The sequence below is a fragment of the Kutzneria sp. CA-103260 genome (genome assembly GCF_018263855.1).
Classification (GTDB): domain Bacteria; phylum Actinomycetota; class Actinomycetes; order Mycobacteriales; family Pseudonocardiaceae; genus Kutzneria.
This window is the reverse complement of sequence record NZ_CP073318.1, coordinates 4,300,249-4,326,458: the sequence shown is the minus strand read 5'-3', so window position 1 is coordinate 4,326,458 and position 26,210 is coordinate 4,300,249. Positions and strand designations below refer to the sequence as shown.

Below are 26,210 nucleotides of genomic sequence, written 5' to 3'. Positions count from 1 at the left end.
GCCATGAGGAAACTCGCGCTCGCCCTGGTGGCGGCGACCGTCGCCCTGGTCACGACCGGCTGCGGCGGATCGTCGGCCGGCGACGACTCGACACTGTCCGAAATGGACTACTACAACACCGACCCGCTGGTCTCGGCCTTGCCGAAGCTGCTGGACAGCTGCGGCCAGCAGGCCGGAGTGACGATCAAGCGGCAGGTGGTGCCGGACCTGCGGACCAAGCTGCTGCAACTGGTCGGCAGCCATGACGTGCCCGATCTCGTGCTGCTGGACAATCCCGACCTGCAACAGATCGCCGCCACCGGGGCGCTCGCGGAGCTGAGCGGACTGTCCACCGACGGCCTGTATCCGAACGTCGTCGCCGCCGGCCGCTACCAGGGCAAGCTGTACGGAGTCTCCCCCGGCGTGAACGCGCTTGCCTTGTACTACAACACCAAGCTGTTCTCGGCCGCCGGCATCGACCCGCCCAGGACGTGGGACGAGTTGAAGACCGCTGCGGCGAAACTGACCACTGGGGCGCAGCACGGTATCGGGTTCGCGGTGCCCGCGACCGAGGAGGGCAGCTTCCAGTTCGAGGCCTTCCTGCTCAGTGGCGGCGGCTCGCTGTCCACATTGAACTCCCAGCCGGCGGTCTCCGCGCTGCAACTGCTCGCTGACCTCGTGACCAGTGGCGCCGCGCCGAAGGACGTGCTGACCTGGACGCAGGCCAACGTGGAGGAGCAGTTCGCGAATAGCAGCCTGGCCATGATGGTCAACGGCCCGTGGCAGCTGCCCCAGCTGGCCAAGGCCGGCATGGCCGACTTCGCCGTCGTGCCGATGCCGGTGCCCGCCGTCGGCGGCAAGCCGTCCAGCGCCCTCGGCGGCGAGGTCTGGGCCGCCGGCAACGGCCCCAAGTCGGCGAAGGCCGCCCAGGTCGTCAAGTGCCTCACCGCTGCCGAGAACAGCCTGTCGTGGTCCAAGCTCACCAACTACGTGCCCAGCAATCAGCAGGCGGCCCGGCAACTCGCCGCCGCCAGTCCGCAGTTCAAGTCCTTTGTGGACGAGATCGGCGACGCCGCCGGCCGCACCGCCACGCTCGGCGTGAACTATCCGAAGTACTCCCAGGCCCTGTGGACCGCGGTGCAGTCCGCCCTCGCCGGCCGTGCGACACCGCAGGCCGCCCTGGAGGCGGCCCAGAAGCAAGCGACGGGGCAATGAGTAAGACTCTAACCCGCGTTGGATTCTTACTGCCGGTCGTCGTATACCTGGCGGTGTTCTTCCTCTACCCGCTGATCGGCAACCTGGTCCTGTCGTTCCAGGACTTCGGCATCCAGTCCGTCTACAGCGGACAAGCACCGTTCAACGGGCTCGACAACTACGTGCACTTGGTGCACGACCCGGTGTTCGGGACGGCGGCTGTCAACACGGTGGTGTTCGTGGTGGCCTCGCTATTCTTCCAGTTCACGATCGGGCTGGCGCTGGCGGTGTTCTTCAACCGGGCGTTCCCGCTGAGCGGACTGGTGCGGACACTGCTGCTGATCCCGTGGCTGCTGCCGTTGGTGGTGACGGGCACGGTGTTCCGCTGGATTCTGGACACCAGCAACGGGGTGCTGAACCACGTGCTGCTCGCTCTGCACCTGGTCGGCGAGCCGGTGCCGTGGTTGAACAGCGTGCAGACGGCGATGATCGGCGTGCTGCTGTGCAACGTGTGGATCGGGATCCCGTTCAACATGGTCATCCTGTACGGCGGCCTCCAGTCGATTCCGGCCGACGTGCACGAGGCGGCGGCGCTGGACGGGGCCTCGGGGCTGAAGAGGTTCCGGCACATCACGGCGCCGCTGCTGCGGCCGGTGGTGGCGGTGGTGCTGACCCTCGGCCTGATCTACACGATCAAGGTGTTCGACGTGATCTGGGTGATGACCAAGGGCGGCCCGGCGAACGCGACCCAGACCGTCACGACCTACGGCTACCAGCTGTCCTTCGGCGGGTTGTCGCAGTTCGGACTGGGGGCGGCGGCCAGCAACATGCTGATCGTGGTGGCGCTGGTGTTCGCGGTGTTCTACCTGCGGTCGACACGGAAGGAGGTGGCGTGATGCGGACCGCGATCGCTGTTGTCCTGCTGGCGGTGATGCTGTTCCCGCTGTACTGGATGGTCGACGCCTCCTTCCAGACCAACGAGCAGATCGCCGACCGGTCGCCGCACTGGCTGCCTTTCGGCGGCACGCTCGACGGCTACTGGGATGCGTTGGGGCAGCAGGGCGATCACCTGCTGGTGTCGCTGATCGTGGCGCTCGGCACGGTGGCGCTGACGCTGCTGATCGCGGCCCCGGCGGCATACGGGTTGTCGCGAAGGGGAACGCCCGGCTCGCGGCCGCTGCTGTTCACGCTGCTGATCGTGCAGCTGATCCCGGGCATCGTGATGGCCAACGCCCTGTACCGGGTGTTCTCCACGCTCGGCGTGCTGAACTCGCCGGAGGCGTTGGTGCTGGCCGACTCCACGCTGGCGGTGCCGTTCGCGGTGCTGATCATGCGGGCGTTCATGCTGTCGGTGCCGAGTGAGCTGATCGAGGCGGCCGGCCTGGACGGCGCGGGCGCGCTGCGCACCTTCGTCGTGATCGTGCTGCCGGTCAGCCGCAACGGCGTGATCACCGCCGGCCTGTTCGCGTTCCTGTTCTCCTGGGGCGACTTCATGTTCGCCTCCACGCTCAACCTCGGTGCTCCACAATGGACGCCGATCACCGTCGGGTTGTACGACTTCATCGGCGCCGGCACCAACACCAGCAGCTGGAACTCGGTGATGGCGACCGGGGTGCTGGCCTCGCTGCCGGTGGCGGTGCTGCTCGTGGTGGCGCAGCGGCACGTGTCGGCGGGCCTGGCCGCCGGCGCGGTCAAGGACTGAGGGGATTGCCGTGACAGAACTGTGGCTTCGCACCGCCGACCACGTGCTGTGCGCGCAGCCGTGGGGTGCGGACAGCATTCGGGTGCGGGTCGGCCGCAAGGCGATCGTGCCGGACATTCCCGGCGCGCTGGAGCTGACGCCGGCGGAAGTGCCGGCCGTGGCAACGGAAACGTCGTTGACGGTGGGCCGGTTGCGCCTCGATGTCATCGACGGGCTGCTGAGGTTCAGCAAGGACGGCGAGGAGTTGCTGGCCGAGCAGCCGGGGCATTTCGCCTGGCCGGGGCCGCGGTTGTTCGCCCCCAATGGCGACGGCTACCACCGGTTGGAACAGCGGTTCCGCGCGTACCCCGGAGAGAAGGTCTTCGGGCTCGGCCAGCACCAGCACGGCCGCCTCGACCAGAAGGGCATGGTGCTCGATCTGGTGCAGCGCAATGCGGAGGTGTCGATCCCGTTCGCGCTGTCCTCGCGGGGGTACGGCCTGCTGTGGAACCTGCCGGCGATCGGCCGGGTCGAGTTCGCCGAGAACGGCACCCGCTGGGTCGCCGACTCGGCGCGTCAGATCGACTACTGGGTGACCACCGGCGACACCCCGGCCGACATCCTGTCGCACTACGCCGACGCCACCGGCCACGCCCCGGCGCTGCCGCACTGGGCCACCGGCTTCTGGCAGTCGAAACTCAGGTACCGTAACCAGGACGAGCTGCTGGCGGTGGCCCGCGAGCACCGTGACCGGGGTCTGCCGCTTTCGGTGATCGTGGCCGACTACTTCCACTGGACGCACCTGGGGGACTGGCGGTTCGACCCGGCCGAGTGGCCCGACCCGGCGGCGATGGTCAAGGAGTTGGACGGCATGGGCGTCAAGCTCATGGTGTCGGTGTGGCCGTCGGTCAACCCGCTCAGCGAGAACTACGAGCACATGCGGGACAACGGGTTCCTCGTCGGCGCCGAGCAGGGGCTGCCGCTGCACCAGACTTTCCCGGACAAGGGCTTCGGCGAGCACAAGCACGGCGTCGCCTTCTACGACGCGACCGATCCGGCCGCGCGGGAGTTCGTGTGGTCCCGGCTCAAGGCCGGCTACTACGACCACGGCATCAGGGTCTGGTGGCTGGACGCCTGCGAACCGGAGATCTTCCCCGAGCAGTTCGGCAATCTCCGTTTTGCCGCCGGCCCGGGCCGCGAGGTCGCCAATCTCTATCCACGCGAGCATGTGCGCGGTCTGCACGAGCACATGACCGCCGAGGGGGAGGACGACTCGGTCAGTTTGGTGCGGTCGGCCTGGGCCGGCAGCCAGCGGTTCGGGGCGGCCCTGTGGTCCGGCGACATCCCGGCCACGTTCGCCGCGCTGGGCAAGCAGATCCGGGCCGGCCTGAACGTCGCGGTCAGCGGGATTCCCTGGTGGACCACGGACATCGGCGGCTTCCACGGCGGCGACCCGGCGTCGGCCGAGTACCGCGAGCTGATGATCCGCTGGTTCCAGTACGGGGTGTTCTGCCCGTTGTTCCGGCTGCACGGCCACCGCGAGCCCCGGATCGGCTTCGGCGCGGGGCATTCCGGCGGTCCCAACGAGGTCTGGTCGTACGGCGCGGAGGCGTACGAGATCATCGCCGACCAGCTGCGCCTGCGGGAGCGGCTGCGCGGCTACATCGGGGAGCAGCTGGCCGAGACCGCCCGGACCGGGATCCCGTTGCTGCGCCCCCTGTTCGTGGACTATCCGGATGATCCATCCGCCTGGACGGTCGAGGACCAGTTCCTGTTCGGTCCCGACCTGCTCGTCGCGCCGGTCACCGAGCTCGGCGCGCGGTCCCGGCCGGTGCGCCTGCCGGCCGGAACCGCCTGGATCGACGTGGCCACCGGCATGGAACACGCCGGCGGCGAGACCGTCGAGGTCCAGGCCCCGCTGGCGCGCATCCCGGTCTTCCGGCGCGCCGGCAGCACCCTGCACCTGTAGACCGACGAAAGGTCAATGATGACCACGTCCCTGCTGACCACATCCCTGCTGGCCGCGGCCGCCCTGCTGACCGCCGCGGCGATTGTCCCCGCACCGCAAATCGATCAACCACGGGTCGATCACACCGTCACCGTCGACCTCGGCACGTCACTGGGCGCGCCGACCGGGGTCGGCTCCGGTTTCCTCTACGGCCTCAGCCAGGACGGCAGCGCCCCGGCCGACAACCTGCTGGGCCCGCTCAACGTGAAGTCCGGCCGCGGCGGCGGGGCCCGGATCGACGGCCACGGCTGGATCGGCGACGGCATGACCGCCGGCAGCGGCTACCGTGTCCGGGTCACCTCGGCGCTGGACCAGGCCCGGCGGCTCAGCGGCTACCACGCCAGCTACGACCTGCTGGTCAGCGACCTGTTCGGGGCCGACACCACCCAGCCGTCCACGACGGTTTACCCCTGCACCAACGGGGATTGCTCGAACTGGACCCGGTTCATCGACCAGGTCGTCGGGGACGTCAAGGCGTCCGGGCTGACCGTGAACTACGACGTCTGGAACGAGCCGGACGGCACCGCGTTCTGGCCCGCCGGCCTGAACTCCCCGCAGTACTTCCAGATGTGGGACACGGCGGTGCGGGAGATCCGGCGGCTCGCGCCGAACGCGTCGATCATGGGACCGAGCCAGTCCGGCTGGAATCCTTCGCAGTTGGGCACGTTCCTGGACCACGCCAAGGCCGCCGGCACCGTGCCGACCTACCTGAACTGGCACTTCAGCCCGCACCCGGTGCAGGACGCGCAGACCGCCCAATCCCTGTTGTCCGCAAGGGGAATCAGCGGCGTGAAGCTGGCCGACAACGAGTACCTCTTCTCCGGTGACCAGCACGCCGGCTACCAAGCCTGGTATCTGGCGGAGCTGGCCAAGTCCGGGATCAGCCTGGCCGACCACGCCATCTGGACCGACTGCTGCGTCACCGGCAGCCTCGACTCGACGCTGGTCAACGGGCAGCCGACCGGCCAGTGGTGGGTGTACGACGCGTACGCGCAGATCACGGGCCAGCTGGTGTCGGTCGACAACGGCGGTGCCAGCGCCGACGCCGTCGCGGCCAAGGACCAGTCGCTGCGGCGGGCGACCGTGCTGCTGGGCGACTCCGCCGGCAACACCGGGACGATCACCTTGAGCCTCAAGAACCTGCCGTCCTGGCTGGCCGGCAGCTCCGGGATTCAGGTGGCCGTGCAACGGATCCCGGACCAGAACCCGCTATCCCAGCCGATCACCGTCAGCACCACGGTCGTCACCGGTGACTCGTCGGTGCCGATCCCGTGGTCATCGGGCACCGACGCGTACTTCGTGACGTTGTCGCCCGCGAACGGACCGATCACCCAGATCGTCGACGGCACAGTCACTTCCGGTCCCAACTACTTCCAGTACGGGGCGAACTGGGGCCAGACCAACGGTGTCTCCGACATGTACGACGGCACCGCGAACTGGAGCTACACCCCGGGTTCGGTGGCGCAGTTCCACTTCACCGGCAGCCAGGTGGCGCTGCACGCCGTGCGGGACTTCGACCAGGGCCAGATGCTGTTGTCGCTGGACGGCAGTCCGGCCACTACCCTCGACAACTACGCCCCGAGCCGCAATGCCGCCGGCGTGGTGTGGACCAGCCCGAAGGTGGCCAACGGATCGCACACGCTGACGATCACCGTTGGCAGCGGCCAGAACCCGGCCAGCGCCGGGCGCAACATCGCCATCGACCGGGCCGACGTCAGCTGATCCGGGCTGGAGGTGGGGTGGTCGACCGCGGCCACCTCACCTCTGGTCGGCCAAGGTGTAGACGGCAAGGCGCACGGCGGCGTCGTCATTGGACTGGAAGGTGGCGTAGTCGTAGGCCAGCACCCCACGTTCCGGATGGTGTAGGACCTTGCGGCCGGAGCCACTGCCGACGGCGATGCTGTGGTCGTCCCACCAGGCGGTGAACTCGCGGCAGCCGGCGGCCAGCCGGGCGGCCAGGCCGGTGAAGGCGGGATCGCCGGCCCAGACGTCGTGAGCGGCGCGGAACTGGCCGACGGTGTGCCGGGCGCGGGCGGCCCAGCCGCGGCCGAACAGCCGCCGGGTGGCCGGATCCAGCAGCAGGTAGACGAGGATGTTGCGGTCCTCGACCGGGCTGCGGCCGAAGTCGGTGAACAGCTCGGCGGCGGCGTCGTTCCAGGCCAGCACGTCCCAGCGGCGGCCGGTGGCGTAGGCGGGTTGGCTCATGCCCTCGATCAGGTTTTTCACCGCCGGCGGCACGGTTTCCCGCTCGAAGGCGGGTCGCCGGGTCTGCTGGGCCAGGACGGCCAGGTGTGCGCGCTCGGTGTCGTCGAGCCGCAGGGCCTCGGCCAGCGCGTCGACCGTGGCCGTGGAGGGGCGGACGGTTCGGCCCTGTTCGAGGCGGACGTACCAGTCGACGCCGATGCCGGCCAGCTCGGCGACTTCCTCGCGGCGCAGGCCGGGCGTGCGCCGGCGGCGACCCGGGTGCAGGCCAACGGATTCGGGGGTCAGGCGTTCGCGCCGTGACCGCAGGAACTCACCGAGTCCGGTCGGCATGGGACGCCTCCATGGGTGTCGATAATCCTAGGATAATACCAGGTCTGGATACCTGGTCCGGATCCTTGTTGGATCGGTGGCATCCAACGAAGGGAACCACCGATGAAAGCCGCTGTGCTCACCGAGTTCGGCACGCCGCTGACTGTCCGCGAGGTGCCCGATCCGGTGCTGGGCACCGGAGAAGTGCTGGTCGACGTGGTCGCCGCGCCGGTCCTGCCGTACACCGGCGAGGTGGTGGGCGGCGACCGCGGCTACCTGCTCGACCTGCCGGTCGCGATCGGCGCCGGGGCGGTCGGCCGGGTCCGTGCCGTCGGCCCCGACGCGACCCGGCTGGCCGTCGGGGACTGGGTGTTCTGCGACCCGACGCTGCGGTCGCGTGATGACGCCCTGACCCCGGACATCATGCTGCAGGGCTGGAGCGCCCGGGGCGAGGGCGGTCTGCGCCTTCAGCGGCAGTACGGCAACGGCTCGTTCGCCGAGCAACTGCTGGTGCCCACGGAGAACGCGGTGCCGCTCGGGCCGATCGACCCGGCCGACGCGGGCCGCTGGGTCGCGGCGGCCGTCGTGTGTCTGGTGCCGTACGGCGGTTTTCTCGCCGCCGAGCTCCAGCCGGGGGAGACGGTCCTGGTCAGCGGGGCGACCGGCAACTTTGGCAGCGCCGGCGTCGCGGTGGCGGTGGCGATGGGCGCGGCCCGCGTGGTCGCGCCCGGCCGTGACGAGAAAATGCTGGCAGAGCTGGAAAATCGGTTTGGCAGTCGGGTCAGGACGGTCCGGCTGACCGGCGACGAGGACAGCGACCGGGAGGCCATGGCCGCGGCCGGGCCGATCGACGTCGTCCTGGACCTGATGCCCCCGTCGGTCGGCAACGGGCCGGTGCGGGCCGCCGCGATGGCCGTGCGGGAGTTCGGCCGGGTGGTGCTGATGGGCGGCGTGCAGGACGATTTGGCGTTGCCGTACCGATGGTTGATGCGCAACGGGATCACCGTTCGCGGGCAGTGGATGTGCCCGCGCTGGGCCCCTCTCCGCTTCATCGAGCTGGTCCGCGCCGGGCTGCTCGACCTGAACCAGTTCGATGTCACGGAGTTCGGCCTCGACGACGTCCACCAGGCGCTGGAGCACGCCGCCGCCACCGGCGGCAAGTTCCGGGGGACGGTGATCAGGCCCCGCGCTTGAGGATTCGGCCGCGTTTCCGCGCCAGCCGCAGGAACAGCACCGTGGGCACGCCGCAGACGAGGATCGCGACGATGCTGGCCTCGGGCCCGAACTGGCCGCCGGTAAGGATCTCCGGCCCGCTCGTCACGGCGTTGACCAGGCTGGCCTGGCCGGCGCCGGAGCCGGAGACGACGGTGCCGAAGATCCCGCCCTCGGCCAGGTTCCAGGCCATGTGCACGCCGATCGGCAGCCACAGGCTCCGGGTCGCCGCGTACATCGCGCCGAACAGCAGGCCGGCCTCCACCGCGATGGCCAGCGCGCCCCACACCGTGGCGTCCGGGTTGAGGATGTGCAGCCCGCCGAAGACCAGCCCGGACACCACGATCGCGCCGTAGGTGCCGGTCTTCTCCTCCAGGATGCGGAACAGAGCGCCGCGGAACAGCAGTTCCTCGCAGACGGCGGCCGACCACATCAGGCCGGCGGTGTTGAGGGCGCCGAAGAACGAGCCCCACCCGACGATCTGGTAGCCGCCGAACAGGGCGATGACCGCCAGCGTCACCACGAACATGGTCAGCCCGAGCAGCAGTCCACGGCCGAGGCCGTTGCGGGCGTCCTGGCGGGCCAGTTCGTCGAGGGAGCGGTGTTCGAGCCACCGCACCAGGCCGCGATAGGCCAGCAGCGCCAGGAATCCGGCCACCAGGCCGACGATGAGGCCGAGCACCGGCACGCCGCCCAGCGGCGGCACGACCAGACCGGCGAGGAGATCCACCGCCAGCAGCGCGACGAACATGACCGGCAGCCGGACCCAGGCCGACAAGGTTTGTTTCATGGGACGAAAACTACGGTCGACACCGGCCTGTGATCGTCACCGTGGGGTGGGCAATCGGCTGTCCCCCACGGGAGCTACGAGACCAGCCCGGTGCGGTAGGCCAGCACCACGATCTGCACCCGGTCCCGCAGGTCCAGCTTGGTCAGGATGCGGGACACGTAGGTCTTCACGGTCTCGGCGCTGATCACCAGCCGCTCGGCGATCTCGGCGTTGGACAGGCCCTCGGCGATGAGCTTGGTGACCTCCTGCTCGCGGGTGGTCAGCGTGGTGATCGGCTCCGCCGTCGGCCGGATCCGGTCGGCGAAGCGGCCGATCAAGGTCCGGGTGACGGCTGGAGAGAGCAGCGACTCGCCGCGGGCGACGGTGCGGACCCCGTTGATCAGCTCCGGCGGCGGGGCGTCCTTGAGCAGGAAGCCGCTGGCCCCGGCGCGCAGCGCGTCGTAGACGTAGGAGTCGACGTTGAAGGTGGTGACGACGAGGATCCGCATCGGCTCGGCCGAGCCGGGGCCGGCCAGCTGGCGGGTCGCCTCGATGCCGTCGAGCTGCGGCATCCGGATGTCCATCACGACCACGTCCGGCCGCAGCTCCCGGGCCTTGGAGACGGCCTCGCGCCCGTCGGCGGCCTCGCCGACGACGGTCATGTCCGGCTGGGCGTTGAAGATCGTCACGTAGCCGGCGCGGACCAGGGCCTGGTCCTCGCAGATGAGCAGGCGGATCATCTATCCACTTCCGGTGGGGATACGGGCGCTGACGACGAAGCCGCCGTCGGCTCGGGGACCGGCCTCCAGCGAGCCGCCGACCTTGGCGACCCGTTCCCGCAAGCCGTCCAGGCCCCGGCCGCCGCCCTGGGCCTCGGGATGGAGCCGGGACTCGGCGGTGGTGACCTCGACGTCGACGGCGTCGGGGGTGCGGCCGACCCGAACCACGGTCCGGCTGCCGGCGGCGTACTTCACGGCGTTGGTCAGCGCCTCCTGTACTACGCGGTACAGGGCCAGCTCCACGCCGGGGTTCACCGACCCGCGGTCGCCGTCCTCGATCAGCTCCACCGGCTGGCCGCCGGCCCGGGTCTGCTCGACCAGCTCGGCCACCGTGCCGGCGGCGCCGGTGGCCTCCAGCACGTCCAGCAGGTGCCGGAGCTCGCGCAGGGCCAGGCGGCCGGAGCCGCTGATCGCCGTCAACGCCTCGGCCGGCTCGCTCACGAACTGGGCGGCGTCGGCCTGCACCACCATGGCGGTCACGTGATGGGTGACGACATCGTGCAGCTCACGGGCGATCCGCGCCCGCTCATCGGCCGCCGCCGCCAGCTCCGCCAGCCGCCGCCGCTCCACCTCGTCCTGCCGTCGCCGGCGAACGAACGCCCCGAGCAGCCACCAGGCCGCCAGCGCCACATAGAAGACGGCTGAGTCGAGCATCCGGTCCGGCGATCCCAACCAGGCCAACACCGCCGCGAACGCGACGTAGGCCGCGGTCGCGGCGATCGCCAGCGCCATCCGGTGCCGGTTCTGCAGCGAACCCACGCTGTACAGCGCGATGTACAGGCCGATGGCGGCGATGTTCTGCGGATAGCCCATCGATTCGTGCACGGCGAACGCGATTCCCGTCACCGCCAGGCACAGCGCCGGCCACCGCCCGCGCACCGCGAGCGGCACCGTCTGGCCCAGCACCAGCAGCACCGCCAGCGCATCGGCCGGCCGCCGCGGCAGATCCCCGAACTCGCCCCCGAGCGCCGCCAGCGGCGGGATGAAGGCCAGCACCGTCACACCGAGGGCGATCTCATGGTCCCGCAGGCGCAGCACCCTCGGCATCGGCATGGCGGCAGGTTACTGAGTCCCCACCGGCGGGGACCATCGGACCCGGTATCGCTAGTGCTCGACCTTGAGCAGCAGCTCGCTCAGCTCGGCCGGCATGGTGATCATGCAGTCGTGGCCGGTCGGCAGTTCCCACACCCGGGCCGGCGAACCGTTGGGCTGGGTCGGGGGAACCGGCCGCCGGACGATGCCGGCCGGCCGGGTGCCGACGCAGTGGATGTGCGTGCGCGCAATCGCGTCGGTGGCCGGGTTGTCCAGCCGCACCGGCTGTTGCAGGCAGCGCACCGGCTGGTCCGAGAGCATCGTGCGCAGCCAGGCGATGTCCGCCGGGTCGGTGACCCCGAACAGGCCGAGCGGCGGGGCCTGCTCGGGGAACGGGGGGATGCGCCAGCCGTCGCCGGCCTGGTCGATCAGCCGCTGGCTGATGGGCATGACGTCGATCGCGGTCTCGCCGTCCTCGGGGACCATGGCGTCGAGGTAGACCAGGTGCGCGATCCGGTCCGGAACCCGGTTGGCCACCGACGAGATGACCAGCCCCGCGTAGCTGTGCCCGACGAGCACCACATCAGTGAGGTCTTCGCGCTCGATCAGCTCGGCGATGTCGTCGACGTGCGTGTCGAGCCCCACCTCCGGACCGAGCAGATGCGCCTTGTCGCCGTAGCCGGTCAGCGAGGGCGCGAACACCTGATGCCCGGCGGATTCCAGCAGCGGCGCCACCCGGTCCCAGCACCGTCCACTGTGCCAGGCGCCGTGAACCAGCAGAAATGTCGACATGACCGTCCTATCGGTTACTATTCGTGCCTCGGTTCTGTTCGATAACCGTGACGATTCTGGTTCGCCCGGCGCGGATCAGGCAATAAGGCACATTTCGGTGCCCCGGTTCCCTGGAGGTGACCATGGCCGCCACCGCGGGCGAGCCGGACCAGACGTCGGCCGACGGCTGTCGGACCCGGGCCGTGCTGGACATCGTCGGGGACAAGTGGTCGCTGCTGGTCGTGCGCCGGCTCAGCGCGGGGCCGCGCCGGTTCACCGAGCTCAAGCGCGAGATCGACGGCATCAGCCAGCGCATGCTCACCGTCACCCTGCGCAGCCTGGAACGCGACGGCATCCTGACCAGGACGGTGCACAACGTCATGCCGCCGCATGTCAGCTACGAGCTCACCCCGATGGGCCGGACGCTCCGCACGGCGACCCTGCCCCTGCTGGACTGGAGCATCGCGCACCTGGCCCGCATCGACGAAGCTCGCGCCCGGTACGACGCCCGACCGACTCCCTGACTCAGGGGCCGGCGATGACGGGAGTGACGCTGGCGGCCGCGATTCCCTCCTGCGGGCTCTGGTACACCGGTGTGCCGGTCGACCAGGGCACGGACAGGTGCGTGGTCTCGTCCGGCGGGGTCACCTCGAGGTGCGTCGGCGTCCACAGCTGGCCGGACTGGGAATCGGGCTGGGAACCGGTCGGATCGATGTAGCGGATCGTGGAGTGCGCGTTCGCGCCCGGGGCGAGCGAGACCGCGGCCGGGGTGTCCGTGGTGCGGGGCAGTGAGTACTTCGGGCCGCCGGATGCCCCATGGTCTGGACCATCCACGTCGACCCCGGGGAAGCCGCGCATCGTGCACGGGTGGCCGGAGTTGTTTGTCCACACCAGATTGACCGTGTAGTGCACGCCCGCGTCGCCGAGTTGGCCCTGCACGTCCACCGGCACCTCGATCTTCGGGCCCAGGGCGGCCGACAGGTCAGCGGCGTGGCACGTGCCTCCACCCTGGGGCGCAGCCGCGGCCGGCGCACTGGACTGGGACTGCGTTGTCGGAGAAGGTGAATCGGCTACCGGCTTGGCCGCGCTGTCCACGGCGGGACGCACCAGCGTGAACCACACCAACACCAGTGCCAGCAACACGGGCAGCAACGCCAGCGGCCAGCGGGGCAGCAGGGCGGTCTGGACGAGTTCGCCGTCTAGTTCCTTCGATTCCTGGGTGTCCTTGGGCGTCGCGGTGACCTGGAACGGGCTGGTCACCGGCCGGCCGAACCAGATCGGACTCGCCCCGCGCACCCGCAGCCGCACCTCGGCGTCCTCACCCGGGCGCAGCGCGGTGCTCGACGGAACGCCGCCGTAGCGCAGCTCCTCACCGGGATCGGAGGCGTCGAGCCCGACATCGATCGGCGTGTTGCCCTGGTTGGCCAACCGGACGTGGAAGTTGGCCCGCCACGCGGCGCGCCTTCGCCGTGGCGCCAGGGCGGCCGTGAGTTGGGTGAACGGTTCGATGGTCACGGTCGTCTCGGGCACGGTGGCCAGCCGGGGCCGTTGCGCGGGCAGCACCCGCACGGCCAGCGGCAGCTCGCCGGCGCGCACCTCGGGCGAACGCGGCGGGGTCAGTCTCACGGTGACGAATTCGGAAGTGCCCGGGTACAGCCGCAGCCGCTCGGGTTCGACCACGGCCCACGGCGCGCACGGACCGACCACCTCGAAGGTGTAAGCCTCCACGATCTCGCTGTCGTTGCGGATGGTCAGGCGGGTGGTGGCCGTGGCGCCGGGTGCGACCACAACGGCCGCGAAGTCGGGTTCCGGTGAAGTCACGGGCCCGACCGTACGGGCGGAAGCTTTGTCGCTGACAGGTCGTGGCGGGCAGCCGCCTGGCAGAACACGGCGTCCCGCAGGGCAACGGGTCTGCCCGAAGTCACTGGATGCGGCGCGCCACCAGCTCGATGGCCGGGCTGATGGCGCGGCGGTCGCGGGTGTTGAGGCGGATGTCGAGGAACCCGGCCGCCGCGGCCTGCTCGCACAGCCGCGTGGGCTCGCAGTCCAGGACGTGGCGGTGCACGGTGACCACCAGCCGGCCACCGGGCCGCAGCACCCGGTGGAGCTCGGTGAACCCGGCGGGGCGATCCCACAGCATCACGTTGTTCACGGAGATCGCGACGTCGATGCTTTCGTTGGCACAGTTGGTGTTCTCCGCCGAACCGGGCCGCACTTCGAGGTCGCCGGAGCGGATCCACCGCACGCAGCGCTCGGCGGCCATGGCCCGCATCAGCGGGGACGGGTCGACGCCGATGACGTGACCGCCGGGTGACACCGACACTGCCGCGAGGGCCATGCCGACGCCCGGCCCGTGCCCGACGATCAGCACCACTTCGCCGGAGCTCAGGGCGGCCAGGCCGATGGCGGCCCGCTCCTGGTCGCGGTTGCCGAACGCCATGATCGAGCCGCCGACCCGGCCGGCGACGCCGCGCGGGTGGCCGAACGCGGCGTCCAGGGCTCGCCTCAGCAACGTGGGCATGCCCTAGGGCACCACGGATACCGCCGGAATGCCAGCGATGAGCGCCCGCGCGTCCTCGTCGGGTGGATAAGGCAGCGAGACGAGAGGATCGAGCTACGGGACGGGCCGTCGGTCAGTGTCGAATGGAGCGGTGATAATCATCAGCGTCACCACCACGCTCGCCGACCGGTCCGACCGCGACCGCCTGGCCGAGCTGCTGACCGCTTCGCGGGTCGAGACCCTCAAGGAACCGGGCGTCGTCGAGTACAAGATCACCGCCGACTTCCGGGATCCCCGTGTCCTGCACTCGCTGGAGATCTACCGGGACGAGGCCGGCCTGCGGGCCCACGCCGAGGCGCCGCACCTGCGCGCGGTGCTGGCGGCGACGTCCACAATGGACATCAAGATGGACGCCACCGCCTGGACCGGCGACACCGAGCCGTTCGACCTGTCGTCCTTTCTGGTCTAGATGCCGCGCACGCCGGTGATCGTCACCCGCAGCGCGACCGAGTAGGTCCGGCTGAACTCGGTGATGTCACCGGCGAAACGGGCCACCGCCGGGCCGTACTTCTCGACGTAGGGCGGCCATTCGTGCATGGCCGGATGGCTCTGGTCGACGACCGCCCGGCCGTGCAGCACCACGATGTCCTGACCGTGGCCGTCACTGTCGAAGTGGAACGAGACCTGGTCCGGCCGGTCCCGCAGGTGCTTGAGCCGGTGGGCGTCGGGCCGGTTGTAGATGACGAACTCGGCGCTGTCCGGACCGCCGTCCCGACAGAACCCCACCGGGTTGGGCTGAGGTCGGCCGTCCGCGCCGACGGTGACGATCCAGATCACCGTGTCGTCGCCGAGGCGCTTGCGCACCCGCTGGCCGAAAGGGGTTGCCGCGTCGGGAAGAACGTCCGCCGTCATGGCCGACAGCCTAGTGTCGGACAGCGTCGTCCATATGACGACTCCTTCCGTTCATCCGGAATCACCGTATCGCCGGCGGGAGGACATCCCATGTCTGGATCGCGTCGAGGTCGGGTCCTGCTTTGCCGGTTCCGCACGGCAATATGGACGTCTTCTTAACGGCCGTGTGTCGGGAGGCTTGATCGGGTCCGCCCAGGCAGACTGGACGCGTGAGCAACGAGGGACACCATCGCACCGGGATGGCCGCGCTGGCGGTGAGCGCGCTCGGCGTCGTGTTCGGCGACATCGGCACCAGCCCGCTGTACTCCATCCAGACCGTGTTCGCCCTGGACAACGGGGCGATCCGGCCGGTGCCGGACGACGTGTACGGCGTGATCTCCATGGTCTTCTGGGCCGTGCTGCTGATCGTGTCGGTCAAGTACGTGGTGTTCGTGATGCGGGCCGGCAACGACGGCGAGGGCGGCATCATGGCCCTGGCGGCGCTGATCCGGCGCAGCGTGGCCGGCCGGACCACGATGGTGGCGACGGCGGTGCTGCTGGGGGTGATCGGCGGCTCGCTGTTCTTCGGCGACAGCGTCATCACACCGGCGATCTCGGTGCTCTCGGCGGTGGAGGGCATCGAGGTGGTGTCGCCGGAGATCAAGGAGGTCGTGCTGCCGATCGGCGTGACCATCCTGGTGCTGCTGTTCCTGGCCCAGCGGTTCGGCACGCATCGGGTCGGCCGATTCTTCGGGCCGATCATGCTGCTCTGGTTCGTGGTCATCGGGCTGCTCGGGGTGCCGTGGATCGTGGCCCGGCCCGGCGTCCTGCTGGCGCTGTCGCCGACCTCGGCCATCGCCTTTTTTGTCGACCGCCCGTTCCTGGCCTTCGTGGCGATGGGCGCGGTAGTGCTGGCCATCACCGGCGCCGAGGCGCTGTACGCCGACATGGGCCACTTCGGCCGGGCGGCGATCAGCAAAGCGTGGTTCTTCGTGGCCTTCCCCGCGCTGACGCTGAACTACCTCGGCCAGGGGGCGCTGATCCTGAGCCGCCCGGACGCGGTGTCGAACCCGTTTTTCATCATGGCCCCGGGCTGGGCCCAGATCCCGCTGATCGTGCTGGCCACCGCGGCCACGGTGATCGCGTCCCAGGCGGTGATCTCCGGCGCGTTCTCCATGGCCCGGCAGGCGGTGCAGCTGGGTTTCCTGCCGATCCTGACCGTCCGCCACACCTCGCGGGAGGAGAGCGGGCAGATCTACGTGCCCGGCATCAACTGGCTGCTGCTGGCCGGGGTGCTGATCCTGGCGGTGACGTTCGGCTCCTCGCAGTCGCTGTCGACGGCGTACGGGCTGGCGGTCACCGGCACCCTGCTGCTGACCACGTCGCTGTTCCTGGTGCTGGCCGGCGCGGCCTGGCACTGGAAGTGGTGGCAGCTGACGCTGGTCGGGGTGGTGTTCGGCGGGCTGGAGCTGACGTTCCTGGCCGGCAACCTGACCAAGGTCGTGCACGGCGGCTGGCTGCCGCTGCTGCTCGGAGCCCTGGTCGTGACCGTGATGTTGACGTGGCAACGCGGGCGGCGGGTCGTCACCGCGCGGCGCACCGAGCTCGAGGGCTCGATGGCGGAGTTCGTGGACGAGCTGCGTGACGGCGAGGCGGTCCGGGTGCCGGGGACAGCGGTGTTTCCCCATCCGCACAAGGAAACCGTGCCGCTGGCGCTGCGGGCCAACTTCGAGTTCAACGGCGTGGTGCACGAGGACGTGGTGGTCGTGACGGTGATCCCGGAGAACGTGCCGCACGTGCCGCGCAACGAGCGGTTCAGCGTGGACTCGCTGCACCAGACCGACGACGGCATCGTGCACCTGACCGTGCGCTTCGGTTTCCAGGACGACCAGGACATTCCCGGCGCGCTGCGGGACGCCTTCCTGCTCACCTCCGAGCTGGAGGTCGACCCCGACGCGGCGTTCTACTACCTGTCCCGGGTGAGCATCGAGGTCGGGCCGCGCAAGGGCATGCCGCGTTGGCAGAAGATGCTGTTCACCGGCCTGGCCCACAACGCCGCCAGCCCGGCGGTGTACTTCCGGCTGCCGGTGGAGCGGACCGTGGTGATGGGCACCCGGGTCGACATCTAGCGGTGGTGGGGAATGCCCAGCACGGCGTGGTCGGCGTAGCCCAGGGCCTCCTCGACCAGGCCCGCCAGGTGATCGCTGGTGATCCGGTACAGCATGCGGCGGCCGTCCCGCCGGGCCTGCACGAGCCCGGCGAGGCGGAGCCGGCCCAGGTGCTGCGACACCGAGGACCGTGACGCGGGAACCTGGGCCGTCAGCGTGCTGACGTCCTGCTCGCCGTCGCTGAGCAGGTGCAGCAGGTGCAGCCGGGTCGGGTCGGCCAGGTGGCCCAGCACGTCGGCGGCGATGCCGAGCCGTTCGCCGTCGACTTGCTGGTGCGAACCGCTGGCACCTGCCATGTTCTTGTGCGCGCACATGCTTGCATATTGCTCCTGAGCAGCGCATCCTGGCAACGTGAGCCAGCAACACGGACATGGTCATGGGCACGGCCACGGGCACGGGCATTCGCGGTGGCGGCGGCTGCGGCACGTGCTGAAGCCGCACAGCCACGACTCCGCCGACCGCGTGGACACCGCGCTGGAGACCAGCCGGCAAGGGCTGCGGACCCTGGTCTGGTCCTTCGCCGTGTTGATCGTCACCGCTGTTTTGCAGCTCGCGGTGGTCCTGCTCAGCGGCTCCGTCGCGCTGTTGGGCGACACGATCCACAACTTCGCCGACGCGCTCACGGCCCTGCCGCTGGGCATCGCGTTCCTGCTCGGCCGCCGCGCCGCGACCCGCCGCTACACCTACGGCCTGGGCCGCGCCGAAGACCTCGCCGGCGTCGTGGTGGTGGTGATCATCGCCGCCTCGGCGGTGGTCGCCGCGTGGCAGGCGATCGACCGGCTTGTCCACCCGCAGCCCGTCGGCTATTTGTGGGTGGTCGCGGTCGCCGGGGTGATCGGCTTCCTGGGCAACGAGATCGTGGCCCGCTACCGCATCAGCGTCGGTCGGCGCATCGGCTCCGCGGCTCTGGTTGCCGACGGTGTGCACGCCCGGACCGATGGCTTCACGTCACTCGCCGTCGTGCTCGGTGCCGGGGGAGTGGCCGTCGGATTCCCGCTCGCCGACCCGATCATCGGGTTGTGCATCACGGTGGCGATTTTGTTCGTGCTCCGGGATGCGGCCCGTGAGGTGTTCCGTCGCCTCATGGACGCGGTCGACCCTGCGGTGATCGATCTCGCTGAGCGGACCGCGGGTGGCGTGGAGGGTGTGGTCGGGGTCGGGGATGTGCGGATGCGGTGGATCGGGCATGTGCTTCGGGCTGAACTCGCCGTGACAGTGGATGCCGGGCTCACCGTTGAGCGGGCGCATCGGATTGCTCACGATGTCGAACACCAGTTGGTGCATGCGGTGTCGCGGTTGGCGGCCGCGACTGTGCACACCGAGCCGGCGGTGCGGGCGGGGGATGCGCACGAGACTCTGGCGCATCATCGCTGATGGTTGTTGGGTGAGTTTTTTGGGGTTTCTCCGGGTGGTTGTTGGGTGGCTTTGGGTGGGGTTTTTGTGTGGCTCCGGGTGGATTTTGCGCGGAGCCGCTGGGCGATGGCGTATCGAGGCGTCATCGGGCAGGCTGCGCCTGCCTCGATTCGCGGATCAGCGTATGCCATCGCCCCCCTCCACGCAAAATCCACCCTCCGAGCCGAATGGTTAAGGGTTCTTGGGGATTCTGTGCTGGTTTCGCTGTGGAGTTGTCAAAGAACGGGTGGAGTGGGTGGGTCAGTACTGGTGGGGCTGGGTGGTGTAGTGGCGGCCTAGTGGGGTGCGCCAGTGGAGGGTTCCGTCCTGGTTCAGGGTTACCGTGTAGTCGCCGTGTTTCAGGTGGTGGTGATGGGCGCAGTAGCCCTTGAGTTGGGCAGCGTTGGTCTTGCCCTGGGGCCAGGGGATGGTGTGGTCGATCTCTTGGATGGGTGTGGTGCAGCCGGGTGCTGAGCAGACTCCGCCGGCGCTGAGCTCGGAGAATTCTTTGATTCTGGCGGTGGGGCGGTACTTCTCCCTGCTCAAGGCGTCGGCGCGGTCGTACTCGTCGAGGAGCAGACCGCGCCAAGGGCCGTGCATGGCCAGTTCGCGAGAGGAGTCGGCGGCGATCGGGCCGTAGCCGTCGAGCAGGCCGGGATCCTCGGTCAGGCCCATCAGGGTCTCCAACGAGATGGTGACGTGGACCTGGACTTTGCGGTCCACTCCATAGCCGAGGAAGCGGTCGAGGAAGGCGTCGGCGCGTTTCTGGTCGGTGGTGCGGTCGTCCTTGGGTAGCGAGCGGGCGTCGCAGGTCAGGATGTCGTAGGCCTGGCGGGCGTCGATGGCCGGCAGGACGATACTGAGCTGGGCCATGCCATCGGGCAGCGGAGTGAACTCCACCCGCCGGTCCTCGCGAGCCTTCAGACGGCGCTGGTCATAGCCGAGAGGGTCAGCCTCCGCCGCGGCCTTGGTCGCGCGGCGAGCCAGCTGGGTGCGGGTCAGGCCGGGGGCCACGTCCGCCAGGGCCTCGTCCACTTGGGAGATCAGCTCGGGGTCGGTCAGGTGGACCACTCGGTCGTCGACGGTCTTGAGTCGGCGGGGGTCGATCTCCCCACGCCTCAGTAGCTCCGCGCACCGGGGTAGCCGGTCCAGGACGTCGCTGTATTCCTTCTGGCGAACCACGGACTGCTCCGGCTCGCGAATAGCCATGGCGATCTCGGCGGTGTCCTCGATTCCCCGAACCAGGCTGAGCTCGACGTAGTGGAGAGCCGCCATCGCCTTACGAGCCGCGATCAGCAGAGTGAGCTTCTGATCATCGGCAAGATTCTCCACATCCACACCCAGGAGTAGATCCACCATCACCCCTGAGGGTTGCATGGACTCCAGCTCTCGGGTGATTTCCTTCATGCCTCCAGAATACTCGCACACATGATCGAACTCGAATCACTAATGGGTGAATTCAAGCCCTTTCCCAACCATTCCACCCCAAGGACCCTCGCCGCTTACCTCGGAGGGGGATTTTGCGTGGAGGGGGGCGATGGCATAAGCTGTCGGCGATCGAGGCAGGCGCAGCCTGCCCGCTTCTTTGCCTCGATGCCATCGCCCAGAGGCTCCACGCAAAATCCACCCGGAGCCACCCAAAAATCCCACCCTCCAAACGCAACACACCCCCACTCCACACAGCGCCCCCACTCCCACCCCACCACCCCTTGACTCTCAAGCCGCTTGAGATCCCATAGTGGTCCCCGTGACCGAGTTCTACGCCATCGGAGACGTGGCCCGCCGCACCGGCCTGACTGTGAGCGCGATCAGGTACTACGCCGACGAGGGTGTCGTCGCCCCGTCGGAGCACACGGACGGCGGCTTCAGACGCTATGACGTGCAGGCGATCGCGAAACTGGAGTTGGTGCGAACACTCCGCGAGCTGGGTGCGGGCCTGGAGGAGATCCGCCGCATCCTGGGGGAGCAGTTGGCGCTGCCGGAACTCGCCGAGACGCATCTGGACCTGGTGGAGCGGCAGCTGGGGCAGCTCCGGGCCCGCCGGGCGGTGTTGCGGACGATCGTGCGGCAGCGAACGACCAAGGAGCAGGTGAGCTTGATGCACAAGCTGGTGTCGATGTCGGACGACGACCGCGACCGGATCATCGACGAGTTCTGGGACGCTGTCACCGAGGGCCTGGACGTCCACCCCACCTATGTTGAGCGGCTGCACCAGATGCGGCCGCACCTGCCCGAGGCGCCGGAGACCGAGCAGCTGGAGGCCTGGATCGAGCTGGCCGACATCGTGCAGGACGAGGAGTTCCGCACGAAGATGCGGGACCGCCTCCATGCCGGCTTCAGCACCGACCAGGCCCGCCGCCTGACGACCCCGGAGATGATGGCCCGCGTCGAGAAGCGGCGGGACCTGTTCCTGGAAGCGCAGGCGGCGCAGCAGGCCGGAGTGCCCGCGGATTCCCCGCAGGCCAAGGACATCGCGGAACGCATGGCCGCCGACACGGCGGAGTTCGCGGCGGCTATCACCGGTGAGCACGACGCCGCCGCCACGCGCCGCCGGATGATGGCCTACGACCGTGACGAGTCGGCGAAGGTTCTGTCCAGGCTGACCGGCGTGACCATGCTCAGCCGGTACCTCACCCTGGTGGCGACGATCAACGGCACGCCGAAGCCCGATCCGGACCGTGCGGCCGCCACGCAGGAGTGGATCGCCAAGGCGCTCAACCAGTAGCTACAGCTGGTCGTAGAGATCAGCCAGCTGCCGCAGCACGTCAGCGGTGGCGACGACCTGTTCCGTGCTGAGCGTTCCCAACGTCTTCTCGAAAGCATCGGCGAGCAGCCGCTGGCGGACAGTGTGCCGCTGGCGGCCTTCGGCGGTGATGGCGACGACCACCGATCGCCGGTCCTGCTCGGTGCGTTCCCGCGTGACGTAGCCGGCGGCGACGAGGCCGTTGACCAGCTGGGTGACGGCGGCGCCGCTGGTCTCGGTGTGGCCGGAGAGCTGGCTGATGGTGAGGGGGCCGATCTCGGCCAGCACCCGCAGGGCCCGGGCGTGCGGGAACGACAGCGCCCCGGGCACGCGGGTGGCGCGCCCGCGTAGCCGGGCGTCGGCGGCGCTGAGCGTGTAGACGGCCCGGCCGAAGTCGTCCAGGGCCTGCGCGCGGTCGACCATCGGGATCCTCCTCACGGTTGACGCCCAAGGTAGCACAGTGCTTAGCTACTAAGTACTTAATCATTAAGGACTTAGGAGTCGGCGATGACGGCACGGGCGCAAGGGCAGGCGTGGGCGTTGGACGCGGCGATCGCGCAGGGCGGCTTCGACGCGCTGCACCCGCAGGCGCGCGGGATCATGGAGGAGTTCGGCGTCGACCACACCGACTTCGACAAAGTGTTCTCGCAGGTCCGCAGCGGGGCGATGATGCCGAAGGCCTGGGCGGACGTGGCGGCGCAGACCGAACGCCGGGCAGCGCACCATCAGGCCGGAGGCTTCCAGCACACGGCCGAGGGCCTGTACGCGCGGGCCGCGCTGCTGTGGGGTCACGCGAACTACACCATCCGCGACGTCGCCGACCCGCGCAAGGCGGCGTTCCGCCAGCGGGTCAATCGCTGTGTGGACGAGGCCGGCGTGCGGCGGGTCCGGCTGCCGTTCGGTGACGGCCACCTCCACGGCCTGCTGCACCTGCCGGCCGGCCCGGTGCGCAATGCCCCGGCCGTGATCCTCGGCCCCGGCATGGACATGATCAAGGAAGACTTCATCGCCATCGCACGGAAGCACTACACCTCAAGGGGAATCGTCGCGCTGTCGGTCGACGGGCCGGGGCAGGGGGAGACTCGTGAGACCGGCGTTGTCCTCGGTCTGTCCACTGTGGAGCAGGCGCTGAGCCGGTTCGTCGACTTCCTGTCCGAGCTGGACGAGGTCGACCCGGCGCGGATCGGCATGTTCGGCATCAGCATGAGCGGCTACTGGGGCCACCGCCTCGCCGCCACCGACCGCCGGCTGGCCGCGCTGGCCAGCTTCGAGGGCGTCACCGGCGACTTCACCACGATCTTCGAACGGGCCCAGCCCAGCTTCAAGGCCAACTTCATGGCCATGGCCGGCTATGACGACGAGTCGGCCTTCGACCGGGAGTTGGCCGCCGGGCTGCCACTGGGCGACCTCGTCGCCGACGTCGAGTGCCCGGTGCTGATCGGCATCGGCGAGTTCGATGAGCTCAGCCGGTTGGACCAGGTCGTCGAGTCGTACGAGAAGATCCGCGCTCCCAAGGAGATTCGGGTCTACGAGAACGAGTTTCACCCGCTCGGCGGCGTCGCCGGCGAGGTCATCGGCTACGCCGCCGACTGGCTGTCCCGGGCCCTGTCCGGCGAACTCGCCGAGCCGGGCCGGGATGCCCGTTTCTACATGCGCGCCAGCGGCCGGGTCGACACCGGCAGTGCGCTGCCCACCTGGTGGTCGGCCAGGGACTGAACGGGTGGTACGTCCACTTGGGATGCTTCTAGGTCGGGATGTCCCGCCAAGCCGCACGGGACAGCAGTCCTACGTGGACCGGGCCGCAGTGGCAGCCGGGACACATCGTCTCCTCGGCGGCCGGCGACTCGCACGGGTGACCCCCGTGGCTGTAGAAGGAAAAGGTGTCCCCTTCGGCATCGGTCACATGCGTCACCTGGTAGACGTCGTCCGAGTGCTCGCCGCACCGGGCGCAGGTGAACCGATACCGCTCGACAACCCGCTCCGAGAACATGCTGCCTCACCTCTTCGCTGTCGAGACGCGCAGCCCTTCGAGGATCGATGCTACGCCGGTGCGGCTGGCCCGAACGGGTCGATTCTGTTGGCACTCCAGGGACACGGGGACGATCCCGACATAAAGGGGCCCCCGCCGCGGCGGGGGCCCCGAACGCCTCAGGAGTCGCGGTTGATCAGCTGGAAGGTCGCGTAGTGGTCGCCGGTCCAGAAGAACTCGCCACCCTCGCCGGTGACGATGCGGCGGGCGCCGCGGTTGGGCGCGCCCGGGGTGGGCACGGTGTACTCGTGGTAGTAGCTCTTGGCGCAGATCGGCAGGATCTGCTCCACGTTGGTGAACACGGAGCCGTCCTTGCCCGGGTACGGGAACGGCCCGCCCTGGTCGATCAGCTTGACGGTGTCGGCGGCCTGCGCCGGCAGGCTGGACAGGGCGACGTGCTGGTAGCCGGAGGTGTCGCCGCAGGAGGCGAGCACGCTGTGCGCCGCGACGGGCGACGCCAGCGCGGGCGTCGCGGCCGTGGTCACGCCGACGACGGCGAAGACCAGGGCCAGCAGGGCTTTCACGGTTCGGGACATGGTCAGCGACGGTAGCGCGGTATGGTGCTGTCGGGGCGAATGATCCCGAATTGAATGTGAGTTTAATTCACTGGATTTCTGTGAACGCCTCGGTTTTGTCGGAATTGACCCGCGTCGGGCAGACTCGGGCGATGGCGACCCTGGTGGCGTTCCACGCGCATCCCGACGACGAGGTCCTGCTGACCGGCGGCACGCTGGCTCGCGCGGCGGCCGAGGGGCACCGGGTGGTGATTGTGGTGGCCACCGACTCCATGGTCGCCGCCGACGAGGGGCAGCCGCAGCGGATGCTGGAGCTGCGGGCCAGCGCCCACGTGCTCGGCGCGCACCGGGTGGTGCACCTCGGCTACGCCGACAGCGGCCACGGCCCCGTGCTCTACCCCGACCCGCCCGACCGGCAGCGCTTCGCCCGAGCCGACGTCGAGGAGGCCGCCGGCCGGCTGGCCCGCCTGCTCCAAGAGGAAGGGGCCGATCTGCTGCTCAGCTATGACGTCAACGGCGGCTACCGACACCGTGACCACCTCAAGGTGCACGTCGTCGGCCAGCGCGCGGCCGAGTTGGCCGGCGGCGTCCGGGTGCTGGAGGCCACCGTGCCCCGGGACTTCGTGGTGCGGATGATGCGGCTGGGCCGGCTGCTGCGGGTGCCGTTCGGGCACGATCCCGAGGTCTGGTCCAAGGCGTTCAGCCCGTCCGACGCGATCACGCACCGGATCTCCGTGCGCAAGTACGCCGCGCAGAAGCAGTCCGCGCTGGCCATGCACCGGTCCCAGGTCTACGGTGGCGGCCGGCTGGCCGCGGTGATGCGGCTGCTGGTCGAGATGCCGACGGCCCTGTTCGGCCTGCTGCTCGGCTACGAGTGGTTCGTGGAGGAGAGCCGTCGCGGCAGCAAGGCGTAGACGGCCCAGCCGATGACCGCCAGGCCCAGCCACGTGATGGCCCGGTAGAACAGCACGATCGCGCCGGCCGGGGCGGCGGCGATGCCGGCGCTCAGCAGCACCCCGAGCAGGCCGGTCTCGGCCAGGCCCGCGCCGCCGGGGAGGATCTGCAGTGCGATGCTGCCCTGCACGATCAGGAAGCCGACCACCAGCGCGGCCCACGGGATCTGCACGTCCACGGTGAGCACGCTGGCTACCAGCGTCACGAAATCCAGGACCCAGGTCAGCAGGGCCACCGCCACCAGCACCGGCCATTCACGGCCGTTCGGGCGCAGTGAGGCGACGTTGTCGGACAGGCGGATCGCCGCCGACTCGGCGCGGGCGGCCCAGCGTCGCGGCGTGATCCAGAGCAGGCCGTGCCGCAGCACGGCCGGGTGGCTCAGCAACTGCCACGCGCCGAAGGTGCCGCCGCCGAGGACCACTGCGATCGGCACGGCCACGACAGCCGGCAGCTCGCCGGCGATGGCCAGCCCGAGCGCGCCGATGACGATCAGCGAGACGCTGGTGATCAGCCCGGCCATCAACACCGACCAGGCCGCCACCGGCCCGCTCACGCCTCTGCGGCGCAGCTGCTGGATGCCGTAGCCCAGCGATCCTGCCCCGCCGACCACCGGCACCGTCGTCGACACCGCGTTCTGCGCGAAGTTGATGCCCTGCACCGTGCCCGAAGGCAGCGAGACGCCGCCCACGACCAGCAGCTTCCGGTGCAGCTCGCCATACACCGCCAGCGCCCCGGCCCCGCTCAGCACGGCCACCAGCAGCCAGCCCCATCGCACGTGATCCACGTGCACACCGGTCTCGGTGAACTGACTCACCATGCCCGGGATCCGCCATGCCACCCAGCCCAGGGCGGTCCCGACCACGGCCCAGTGCAGGACAGCGCGCCACGGGAAGGGCTTGCGTTCCTCATGGGCCTGAGCCCAGCCGATGGTCGCCATCGCCGCCTCCCTCGCTCACCAAGGTCAACGGCATCGTCGGCAAATCAATTTCCGGAACTGGCGTGCTGTGGCCACCGTCTCGCACATGTCGGTGGGTCGTACCAGCGCAGGAAGTCCTTGTTGGCGACCCATAACGGCCAAG

General features: G+C 69.6%; 27 protein-coding genes. 13 read left to right on the top strand and 14 right to left on the bottom strand.

The features are described 5' to 3' along the window. The first annotated feature begins 3 nt into the window (after positions 1 to 3). From JJ691_RS18485 to JJ691_RS18465, 5 genes are read left to right on the top strand one after another with little or no spacing between them, the layout of a single operon-like run. The gene (locus JJ691_RS18485) at positions 4 to 1,194 is read left to right on the top strand and encodes a sugar ABC transporter substrate-binding protein (RefSeq protein WP_211769990.1); all 1,191 of its coding nucleotides are present in this window, start codon (positions 4 to 6) and stop codon (positions 1,192 to 1,194) included. Further along, positions 1,191 to 2,069: a carbohydrate ABC transporter permease gene (locus tag JJ691_RS18480; protein ID WP_211769989.1), complete on the top strand. Its 879-nt coding sequence runs from the start codon at positions 1,191 to 1,193 to the stop codon at positions 2,067 to 2,069. Before JJ691_RS18485 ends, JJ691_RS18480 begins: the two co-directional genes overlap by 4 nt. Continuing rightward, positions 2,069 to 2,875, top strand: coding sequence for a carbohydrate ABC transporter permease (locus tag JJ691_RS18475; protein ID WP_211769988.1), 807 nt, complete (start codon positions 2,069 to 2,071; stop codon positions 2,873 to 2,875). The genes JJ691_RS18480 and JJ691_RS18475 overlap by 1 nt, the downstream gene beginning before the upstream one ends. A gap of 10 nt (positions 2,876 to 2,885) precedes the next feature. Continuing rightward, positions 2,886 to 4,823, top strand: coding sequence for a glycoside hydrolase family 31 protein (locus JJ691_RS18470; protein ID WP_249228018.1), 1,938 nt, complete (start codon positions 2,886 to 2,888; stop codon positions 4,821 to 4,823). A gap of 18 nt (positions 4,824 to 4,841) precedes the next feature. After that, the gene (locus tag JJ691_RS18465; protein WP_211769987.1) at positions 4,842 to 6,584 is read left to right on the top strand and encodes a hypothetical protein; all 1,743 of its coding nucleotides are present in this window, start codon (positions 4,842 to 4,844) and stop codon (positions 6,582 to 6,584) included. Positions 6,585 to 6,620: 36 nt separating this feature from the next. Here the strand turns inward: JJ691_RS18465 and JJ691_RS18460 are convergent, their stop codons facing one another. Further along, positions 6,621 to 7,397, bottom strand: a complete 777-nt coding sequence (locus tag JJ691_RS18460; protein ID WP_211769986.1) for a helix-turn-helix transcriptional regulator — start codon at positions 7,395 to 7,397, stop codon at positions 6,621 to 6,623. A gap of 102 nt (positions 7,398 to 7,499) precedes the next feature. Here JJ691_RS18460 and JJ691_RS18455 point away from each other — a divergent pair, with 102 nt between their 5' ends. Further along, positions 7,500 to 8,570 carry an alcohol dehydrogenase catalytic domain-containing protein gene (locus JJ691_RS18455; protein ID WP_211769985.1) on the top strand — a complete coding sequence of 357 codons (1,071 nt, stop codon included), beginning with the start codon at positions 7,500 to 7,502 and terminating at the stop codon, positions 8,568 to 8,570. Here the strand turns inward: JJ691_RS18455 and JJ691_RS18450 are convergent. The 4 genes from JJ691_RS18450 to JJ691_RS18435 form a co-directional block, all read right to left on the bottom strand. After that, positions 8,554 to 9,378 (bottom strand): CPBP family intramembrane glutamic endopeptidase, encoded by an 825-nt coding sequence (locus JJ691_RS18450; RefSeq protein ID WP_211769984.1) that lies wholly within the window; start codon positions 9,376 to 9,378, stop codon positions 8,554 to 8,556. The genes JJ691_RS18455 and JJ691_RS18450 overlap by 17 nt on opposite strands. Positions 9,379 to 9,452: 74 nt before the next feature. Next, the gene (locus tag JJ691_RS18445) at positions 9,453 to 10,097 is read right to left on the bottom strand and encodes a response regulator (RefSeq protein WP_211769983.1); all 645 of its coding nucleotides are present in this window, start codon (positions 10,095 to 10,097) and stop codon (positions 9,453 to 9,455) included. Continuing rightward, positions 10,098 to 11,189: a sensor histidine kinase gene (locus JJ691_RS18440; RefSeq protein WP_249228017.1), complete on the bottom strand. Its 1,092-nt coding sequence runs from the start codon at positions 11,187 to 11,189 to the stop codon at positions 10,098 to 10,100. A 51-nt stretch (positions 11,190 to 11,240) separates the two neighbouring features. Next, positions 11,241 to 11,960, bottom strand: a complete 720-nt coding sequence (locus JJ691_RS18435; RefSeq protein WP_211769982.1) for an alpha/beta hydrolase — start codon at positions 11,958 to 11,960, stop codon at positions 11,241 to 11,243. Positions 11,961 to 12,082: 122 nt separating this feature from the next. Here JJ691_RS18435 and JJ691_RS18430 point away from each other — a divergent pair, with 122 nt between their 5' ends. After that, on the top strand, positions 12,083 to 12,463 hold the full coding sequence (locus JJ691_RS18430; RefSeq protein ID WP_211769981.1) for a winged helix-turn-helix transcriptional regulator: 381 nt from the start codon (positions 12,083 to 12,085) through the stop codon (positions 12,461 to 12,463). A 1-nt stretch (position 12,464) separates the two neighbouring features. Here the strand turns inward: JJ691_RS18430 and JJ691_RS18425 are convergent, their stop codons facing one another. Both JJ691_RS18425 and JJ691_RS18420 read right to left on the bottom strand, forming a co-directional pair. Further along, positions 12,465 to 13,760: a DUF4232 domain-containing protein gene (locus tag JJ691_RS18425; RefSeq protein WP_211769980.1), complete on the bottom strand. Its 1,296-nt coding sequence runs from the start codon at positions 13,758 to 13,760 to the stop codon at positions 12,465 to 12,467. A gap of 100 nt (positions 13,761 to 13,860) precedes the next feature. Beyond that, entirely contained in the window at positions 13,861 to 14,460 is a 600-nt protein-coding gene (locus JJ691_RS18420) for a class I SAM-dependent methyltransferase (protein WP_211769979.1), read from the bottom strand. 130 nt (positions 14,461 to 14,590) lie between these two features. Here JJ691_RS18420 and JJ691_RS18415 point away from each other — a divergent pair, with 130 nt between their 5' ends. Next, positions 14,591 to 14,908, top strand: a complete 318-nt coding sequence (locus tag JJ691_RS18415; protein WP_211769978.1) for a putative quinol monooxygenase — start codon at positions 14,591 to 14,593, stop codon at positions 14,906 to 14,908. Here the strand turns inward: JJ691_RS18415 and JJ691_RS18410 are convergent. Further along, the gene (locus tag JJ691_RS18410; protein WP_211769977.1) at positions 14,905 to 15,351 is read right to left on the bottom strand and encodes a pyridoxamine 5'-phosphate oxidase family protein; all 447 of its coding nucleotides are present in this window, start codon (positions 15,349 to 15,351) and stop codon (positions 14,905 to 14,907) included. The two genes, JJ691_RS18415 and JJ691_RS18410, sit on opposite strands and share 4 nt — an antisense overlap. 209 nt (positions 15,352 to 15,560) lie before the next feature. Here JJ691_RS18410 and JJ691_RS18405 point away from each other — a divergent pair, with 209 nt between their 5' ends. Continuing rightward, complete coding sequence (locus JJ691_RS18405) at positions 15,561 to 17,459, top strand: potassium transporter Kup (RefSeq protein WP_249228016.1); 1,899 nt, start codon at positions 15,561 to 15,563, stop codon at positions 17,457 to 17,459. On the opposite strand, the gene JJ691_RS18400 is transcribed toward JJ691_RS18405, so the two are convergent. Then, positions 17,456 to 17,812 carry an ArsR/SmtB family transcription factor gene (locus JJ691_RS18400; protein WP_211769976.1) on the bottom strand — a complete coding sequence of 119 codons (357 nt, stop codon included), beginning with the start codon at positions 17,810 to 17,812 and terminating at the stop codon, positions 17,456 to 17,458. The two genes, JJ691_RS18405 and JJ691_RS18400, sit on opposite strands and share 4 nt — an antisense overlap. A gap of 37 nt (positions 17,813 to 17,849) precedes the next feature. Here JJ691_RS18400 and JJ691_RS18395 point away from each other — a divergent pair, with 37 nt between their 5' ends. Then, the gene (locus tag JJ691_RS18395) at positions 17,850 to 18,872 is read left to right on the top strand and encodes a cation diffusion facilitator family transporter (RefSeq protein WP_211769975.1); all 1,023 of its coding nucleotides are present in this window, start codon (positions 17,850 to 17,852) and stop codon (positions 18,870 to 18,872) included. A 279-nt stretch (positions 18,873 to 19,151) separates the two neighbouring features. On the opposite strand, the gene JJ691_RS18390 is transcribed toward JJ691_RS18395, so the two are convergent. Then, entirely contained in the window at positions 19,152 to 20,297 is a 1,146-nt protein-coding gene (locus JJ691_RS18390; RefSeq protein ID WP_211769974.1) for an HNH endonuclease signature motif containing protein, read from the bottom strand. Positions 20,298 to 20,637: 340 nt separating this feature from the next. Between JJ691_RS18390 and JJ691_RS18385 the strand changes: the two genes are divergently transcribed. Continuing rightward, the gene (locus tag JJ691_RS18385; RefSeq protein ID WP_211769973.1) at positions 20,638 to 21,615 is read left to right on the top strand and encodes a helix-turn-helix domain-containing protein; all 978 of its coding nucleotides are present in this window, start codon (positions 20,638 to 20,640) and stop codon (positions 21,613 to 21,615) included. Here JJ691_RS18385 and JJ691_RS18380 read toward each other — a convergent pair whose 3' ends face one another. Continuing rightward, positions 21,616 to 22,056, bottom strand: coding sequence for a MarR family winged helix-turn-helix transcriptional regulator (locus JJ691_RS18380; RefSeq protein WP_211769972.1), 441 nt, complete (start codon positions 22,054 to 22,056; stop codon positions 21,616 to 21,618). It abuts the gene before it with no gap. Positions 22,057 to 22,140: 84 nt separating this feature from the next. On the opposite strand from JJ691_RS18380, the gene JJ691_RS18375 reads away from it, so the two are divergent. Further along, entirely contained in the window at positions 22,141 to 23,349 is a 1,209-nt protein-coding gene (locus tag JJ691_RS18375) for an alpha/beta hydrolase (protein ID WP_211769971.1), read from the top strand. A gap of 28 nt (positions 23,350 to 23,377) precedes the next feature. Here JJ691_RS18375 and JJ691_RS18370 read toward each other — a convergent pair whose 3' ends face one another. Both JJ691_RS18370 and JJ691_RS18365 read right to left on the bottom strand, forming a co-directional pair. Beyond that, the gene (locus JJ691_RS18370) at positions 23,378 to 23,623 is read right to left on the bottom strand and encodes a hypothetical protein (RefSeq protein ID WP_211769970.1); all 246 of its coding nucleotides are present in this window, start codon (positions 23,621 to 23,623) and stop codon (positions 23,378 to 23,380) included. A 158-nt stretch (positions 23,624 to 23,781) separates the two neighbouring features. Next, positions 23,782 to 24,198, bottom strand: a complete 417-nt coding sequence (locus JJ691_RS18365; RefSeq protein WP_211769969.1) for a ribonuclease domain-containing protein — start codon at positions 24,196 to 24,198, stop codon at positions 23,782 to 23,784. Between the two features lie 131 nt (positions 24,199 to 24,329). Between JJ691_RS18365 and JJ691_RS18360 the strand changes: the two genes are divergently transcribed. Further along, a complete protein-coding gene (locus tag JJ691_RS18360) occupies positions 24,330 to 25,091 on the top strand; it encodes a PIG-L deacetylase family protein (protein WP_211769968.1) in 762 nt (253 codons plus the stop codon). On the opposite strand, the gene JJ691_RS18355 is transcribed toward JJ691_RS18360, so the two are convergent. Next, positions 25,046 to 26,068 carry a lysylphosphatidylglycerol synthase transmembrane domain-containing protein gene (locus JJ691_RS18355; protein WP_211769967.1) on the bottom strand — a complete coding sequence of 341 codons (1,023 nt, stop codon included), beginning with the start codon at positions 26,066 to 26,068 and terminating at the stop codon, positions 25,046 to 25,048. The two genes, JJ691_RS18360 and JJ691_RS18355, sit on opposite strands and share 46 nt — an antisense overlap. Positions 26,069 to 26,210 lie beyond the last annotated feature (142 nt).

Coding starts and splice junctions, on each gene's coding strand:
- JJ691_RS18430 (WP_211769981.1), top strand. CDS start 12,083: ATGGCCGCCACCGCGGGCGAGCCGGACCAGACGTCGGCCGACGGCTGT.
- JJ691_RS18400 (WP_211769976.1), bottom strand. CDS start 17,812: ATGTGCGCGCACAAGAACATGGCAGGTGCCAGCGGTTCGCACCAGCAA.
- JJ691_RS18465 (WP_211769987.1), top strand. CDS start 4,842: ATGACCACGTCCCTGCTGACCACATCCCTGCTGGCCGCGGCCGCCCTG.
- JJ691_RS18480 (WP_211769989.1), top strand. CDS start 1,191: ATGAGTAAGACTCTAACCCGCGTTGGATTCTTACTGCCGGTCGTCGTA.
- JJ691_RS18390 (WP_211769974.1), bottom strand. CDS start 20,297: ATGAAGGAAATCACCCGAGAGCTGGAGTCCATGCAACCCTCAGGGGTG.
- JJ691_RS18435 (WP_211769982.1), bottom strand. CDS start 11,960: ATGTCGACATTTCTGCTGGTTCACGGCGCCTGGCACAGTGGACGGTGC.
- JJ691_RS18410 (WP_211769977.1), bottom strand. CDS start 15,351: ATGACGGCGGACGTTCTTCCCGACGCGGCAACCCCTTTCGGCCAGCGG.
- JJ691_RS18375 (WP_211769971.1), top strand. CDS start 22,141: ATGACGGCACGGGCGCAAGGGCAGGCGTGGGCGTTGGACGCGGCGATC.
- JJ691_RS18475 (WP_211769988.1), top strand. CDS start 2,069: ATGCGGACCGCGATCGCTGTTGTCCTGCTGGCGGTGATGCTGTTCCCG.
- JJ691_RS18355 (WP_211769967.1), bottom strand. CDS start 26,068: ATGGCGACCATCGGCTGGGCTCAGGCCCATGAGGAACGCAAGCCCTTC.
- JJ691_RS18455 (WP_211769985.1), top strand. CDS start 7,500: ATGAAAGCCGCTGTGCTCACCGAGTTCGGCACGCCGCTGACTGTCCGC.
- JJ691_RS18360 (WP_211769968.1), top strand. CDS start 24,330: ATGGCGACCCTGGTGGCGTTCCACGCGCATCCCGACGACGAGGTCCTG.
- JJ691_RS18460 (WP_211769986.1), bottom strand. CDS start 7,397: ATGCCGACCGGACTCGGTGAGTTCCTGCGGTCACGGCGCGAACGCCTG.
- JJ691_RS18445 (WP_211769983.1), bottom strand. CDS start 10,097: ATGATCCGCCTGCTCATCTGCGAGGACCAGGCCCTGGTCCGCGCCGGC.
- JJ691_RS18485 (WP_211769990.1), top strand. CDS start 4: ATGAGGAAACTCGCGCTCGCCCTGGTGGCGGCGACCGTCGCCCTGGTC.
- JJ691_RS18440 (WP_249228017.1), bottom strand. CDS start 11,189: ATGCCGATGCCGAGGGTGCTGCGCCTGCGGGACCATGAGATCGCCCTC.
- JJ691_RS18420 (WP_211769979.1), bottom strand. CDS start 14,460: ATGCCCACGTTGCTGAGGCGAGCCCTGGACGCCGCGTTCGGCCACCCG.
- JJ691_RS18450 (WP_211769984.1), bottom strand. CDS start 9,378: ATGAAACAAACCTTGTCGGCCTGGGTCCGGCTGCCGGTCATGTTCGTC.
- JJ691_RS18365 (WP_211769969.1), bottom strand. CDS start 24,198: ATGTCCCGAACCGTGAAAGCCCTGCTGGCCCTGGTCTTCGCCGTCGTC.
- JJ691_RS18370 (WP_211769970.1), bottom strand. CDS start 23,623: ATGTTCTCGGAGCGGGTTGTCGAGCGGTATCGGTTCACCTGCGCCCGG.
- JJ691_RS18380 (WP_211769972.1), bottom strand. CDS start 22,056: ATGGTCGACCGCGCGCAGGCCCTGGACGACTTCGGCCGGGCCGTCTAC.